Origin of the sequence: Rhodopseudomonas sp. BR0G17, from assembly GCF_010907025.1 — a bacterium.
GTDB classification, from domain to species: domain Bacteria; phylum Pseudomonadota; class Alphaproteobacteria; order Rhizobiales; family Xanthobacteraceae; genus Rhodopseudomonas; species Rhodopseudomonas palustris_H.
Genome location: NZ_QUML01000075.1, coordinates 1 through 3,543 on the forward strand (window position 1 = coordinate 1; position 3,543 = coordinate 3,543).

Sequence of the window (3,543 nt, forward strand, 5' to 3'; positions counted from 1 at the left end):
CATGCGACGCCCGAAGTGCTGGAGCAGGCGGCATGAGCGAGACCAGGAAGGACACCCCCGCGATGAGCCGCACCATCGACGCGATCAGCGGCAACACCACCCAGTTCGCCACCGCGATGATCGGCGGGCAGCTGTTCGGGCTGCCGATCAGCCGGGTGCAGGACGTGTTCATGCCGGAACGGCTGACCCGGGTGCCGCTCGCCCCCGACGACGTCGCCGGCGTTCTCAACCTGCGCGGCCGGATCGTCACCGCGATCGACATGCGGGCCCGGCTCGGCCTGCCCAAGAACCAGGACGGCAAGCCGCCGATGGCGATGGGTGTCGACCTGCGCGGCGAATCCTACGGCCTGTTGATCGACTCCATCGGCGAAGTGCTGACCCTGCCGGACGAGGGCCGCGAGACCAACCCGGTCAACCTCGATCCCCGCATGGCCTCCTTCGCCAACGGTGTCCACCGCCTCGACGGACAGCTCATGGTCGTCCTCGACGTCGACAAAGTGCTCGAAATCGCAACTCAACGTATGGCTGCTTGATGTAGCGCGCCAAACTCAGCTTACCGCCCTCGAATCTCCCGGGAAGGACCGCATGACACCGCTCGATTACGAGTACCTGCAAAAGCTGCTGAAGGACCGTTCCGGCCTGGTGTTGTCGGCTGATAAAAAGTACCTGCTCGAGAGCCGGTTGCTGCCGCTCGCCCGCAAGGCGGGCGTGCCGGGCATCACCGATCTGGTGCAGAAGATGAGGGCCGGATCGGATTCGCTGATCAACGACGTGGTCGAAGCGATGACCACGAACGAGACGTTTTTCTTCCGCGACAAGACGCCGTTCGATCACTTCAAGGACAGCGTGATCCCCGAGCTGATCAAGGCCCGCGCGGGCCGCAAGTCGCTGCGGATCTGGTGCGCGGCGTCGTCGACCGGCCAGGAGCCGTATTCGTTGGCGATGCTGCTGAAGGAGAAGTCCGCCGAACTCGCCGGCTGGCGGATCGAGATCGTCGCCACCGACCTGTCGCCCGAAGTGCTGGAGAAGTCGAAGGCCGGTCTCTACACCCAGTTCGAGGTGCAGCGCGGCCTGCCGATCCAGCTGCTGGTGAAGTACTTCAAGCAGGTCGGTACGATGTGGCAGCTCAATGCCGACGTGCGATCGATGGTGCAGTACCGTCTGTTCAATCTGTTGCAGGACTTCACCGCGCTCGGCAAGTTCGACGTGATCTTCTGCCGCAACGTGCTGATCTATTTCGACCAGGCGACAAAATCTGATATCTTCAACCGGCTGATGAAGGTCAACGAGCCGGACGGCTACCTGTTTCTCGGCGCCGCCGAGACTGTGGTCGGTCTCACCGACTCCTACCGGATCTGTCCGAAACGGCGCGGCGTGTACCTGCCGAACAGTTCTGCCGCCTCGACGGCTCCCGGGCTTGCGCTCGGCGGCTTGAAGGCGGGCGCCCTGACGGGGCGATAAAGGAGGACGAAGTGGCGTCCGAGAGTGGCGGACCGGAACGGGTGTCCTTCGGGCGTGGCTATAACGTCTGGATCATGGGCATCGACGGCACTTGGCGGCGCAACTGCGTTCTCAAGGCGGTGTCGAGTGTGGACGCCGAGCTCGAGCTCGAAGGATCGATCGAAGGCCTCAATCTGAAGGAGTTCTTCCTTCTGCTGTCGTCGACCGGTCTTGCCTACCGCCGCTGCGAACTGATCCGGGTCAACGGCTCGGAGATCGACGTGCGCTTCCTCAGCACCCGCAACAAGAGCGTCAAATCCTCCAGCCGCGACGACCGGATGGCCTGAGCCCGGATTACAAATTGCGTCAAATTCGGCAGGGAACTGCTAACCGATTTTTCGAAGGCGACGCGACTCCGGTTTCTGCAAACGCTTCTTTCAACGGTCGAGTGATAGGATCAGTTCGCGCTCTGGTTGGCGAAAGTCAGTCGTTCCGACTGCGTCAGCCGGTTCGCGAGAGGAAAACGCGCAGACGACAAGCGACGCGTTCAAGGAGCTCTGACAGAGAGCACGGCGATGGTAGATCCAACCAACCATAATCCGGCGATCGACGTTCTCGTCGTCGACGATGATCCGGTTCAGGGGGCGATCGTCAGCGGTGTCTGCACCAAGCTCGGCTACCGCCCGCATTTCGCTTCGTCCTATCAAGAAGCGGCGGCGCGTCTCGCGACCGGCCGGTTCGATTACATCACGATCGATCTGTCACTCGGGGATCACGACGGCATCGAACTGTTGCGGCTGATCGCTGAGACCGAGGCCAAGCCGCGGCGGATCATCGTAATCAGTGGATGCGAAGAGCGCATCCTCAACGCCACGGTGCGGATGGCCCACGCCGTAGGGATGCTCGACACCATTTCGCTGCCGAAGCCGATCGATCTGGCGCTGCTCCGCGGTGCGCTGGCGCCGTTTCAGGGAGCCTCAGCGTCGCGTCGCGGCGTGGATGCGCGCCTGTCCGAGATCACTGTGGAAGATCTTCGCCGCGGTCTCGACGATGGAGAAGTCTACGCCGCGTTTCAGCCGAAAATTGATCTCGCCACAGGTAGGGTGACCGGCTGTGAAGCGCTGGCACGCTGGGACAGCGCGACGTTCGGTCCGGTCGGCCCGGATGTGTTCATTCCGCTCGCCGAGCAGGGCGGGCTGATCAAGACGATGACGCTGCGGATGCTGCGCGACTCGATGACGTTCGCTGCCGCGTTTCTTCCGACGGAGCCGAAATTCGTCGTGGCGGTCAATCTATCGGCCTCGCTACTATCCGACACCTCGCTGCCGGAGGAGGTCGAGCACCTGCTTGCCGAGATTAGCGTGCCGGCGCGATCGCTGATGATCGAGGTCACCGAGACAACTGCCATGGCCGATGTCGGCCGCGCCATGGACGTGCTGCTTCGGCTGCGGCTGAAGGGCATCGGCATCTCGATGGACGATTTCGGCACCGGCTATTCGTCGCTGTCGGCGCTGGCGCGAATGCCGTTCAGCGAATTGAAGATCGATCGCTCCTTCGTCAAGGACTGCCTGACCGATGCGGACATGTGGAAGATCGTGTCGTCTTCAGTCGCGATCGCGCATCAGTACAACATGAAGGTCGTGGCCGAAGGCATCGAGGATGCCGCGACCTGGCACGCGCTCGATGCGCTAGGCTGCGATATCGGCCAGGGCTTCGAGTTCTCGCGTGCGTTGCGCCAGGACGCCTTCGTCGAATGGTATCGCGGCTGGATGGCGCGTCCTCCGGCAACGCGGGCGGCCCTGGTGCCGCTGCAGCGCGAGGCTTGAGCACTCAAGCGTCGCGCACATCCCGATCCAGCGTCAGCCCGCCAGTTCCACCAGTTGATTGTCGTCGGCCGGCACGCGGCGCGCGGCGGTGAACGCCGCTTTGATCTGCTTGGTCATCGCCATGTATTCGGCCTGCGTGAGATGCGGCGCGGCGTGCTCCAGCTCGCGCGCCAGTCCCGACAGGTGGTCCAGTCCAAAGGTCGCCGCCGCGCTCTTGAGCGAATGCGCCTCGCGTTCGATCCGGCGGCGTTCGCTGGCGATGTCGAGGGTGTCGAAC

5 protein-coding genes are annotated in these 3,543 nt (G+C 63.3%); 4 read left to right on the forward strand and 1 reads right to left on the reverse strand.

All coding sequences use genetic code 11. The features are described 5' to 3' along the window. The first annotated feature begins 62 nt into the window (after nucleotides 1-62). From DY467_RS25185 to DY467_RS25200, 4 genes are all read left to right on the forward strand, one after another. Nucleotides 63-533 carry a chemotaxis protein CheW gene (locus tag DY467_RS25185; RefSeq protein ID WP_174270123.1) on the forward strand — a complete coding sequence of 157 codons (471 nt, stop codon included), beginning with the start codon at nucleotides 63-65 and terminating at the stop codon, nucleotides 531-533. A gap of 52 nt (nucleotides 534-585) precedes the next feature. Next, the gene (locus tag DY467_RS25190; protein WP_107343661.1) at nucleotides 586-1,461 is read left to right on the forward strand and encodes a CheR family methyltransferase; all 876 of its coding nucleotides are present in this window, start codon (nucleotides 586-588) and stop codon (nucleotides 1,459-1,461) included. Nucleotides 1,462-1,472: 11 nt separating this feature from the next. Beyond that, nucleotides 1,473-1,787, forward strand: a complete 315-nt coding sequence (locus tag DY467_RS25195) for a pilus assembly protein PilZ (protein WP_107343662.1) — start codon at nucleotides 1,473-1,475, stop codon at nucleotides 1,785-1,787. Between the two features lie 228 nt (nucleotides 1,788-2,015). Beyond that, nucleotides 2,016-3,266 carry an EAL domain-containing response regulator gene (locus DY467_RS25200; RefSeq protein WP_164639768.1) on the forward strand — a complete coding sequence of 417 codons (1,251 nt, stop codon included), beginning with the start codon at nucleotides 2,016-2,018 and terminating at the stop codon, nucleotides 3,264-3,266. Nucleotides 3,267-3,299: 33 nt separating this feature from the next. Here DY467_RS25200 and DY467_RS25205 read toward each other — a convergent pair. Next, on the reverse strand, nucleotides 3,300-3,543 hold a 244-nt coding region (locus tag DY467_RS25205), incomplete at its 5' end, for an Hpt domain-containing protein (RefSeq protein ID WP_164639770.1).

Coding starts and splice junctions, on each gene's coding strand:
- DY467_RS25185 (WP_174270123.1), top strand. CDS start 63: ATGAGCCGCACCATCGACGCGATCAGCGGCAACACCACCCAGTTCGCC.
- DY467_RS25190 (WP_107343661.1), top strand. CDS start 586: ATGACACCGCTCGATTACGAGTACCTGCAAAAGCTGCTGAAGGACCGT.
- DY467_RS25200 (WP_164639768.1), top strand. CDS start 2,016: ATGGTAGATCCAACCAACCATAATCCGGCGATCGACGTTCTCGTCGTC.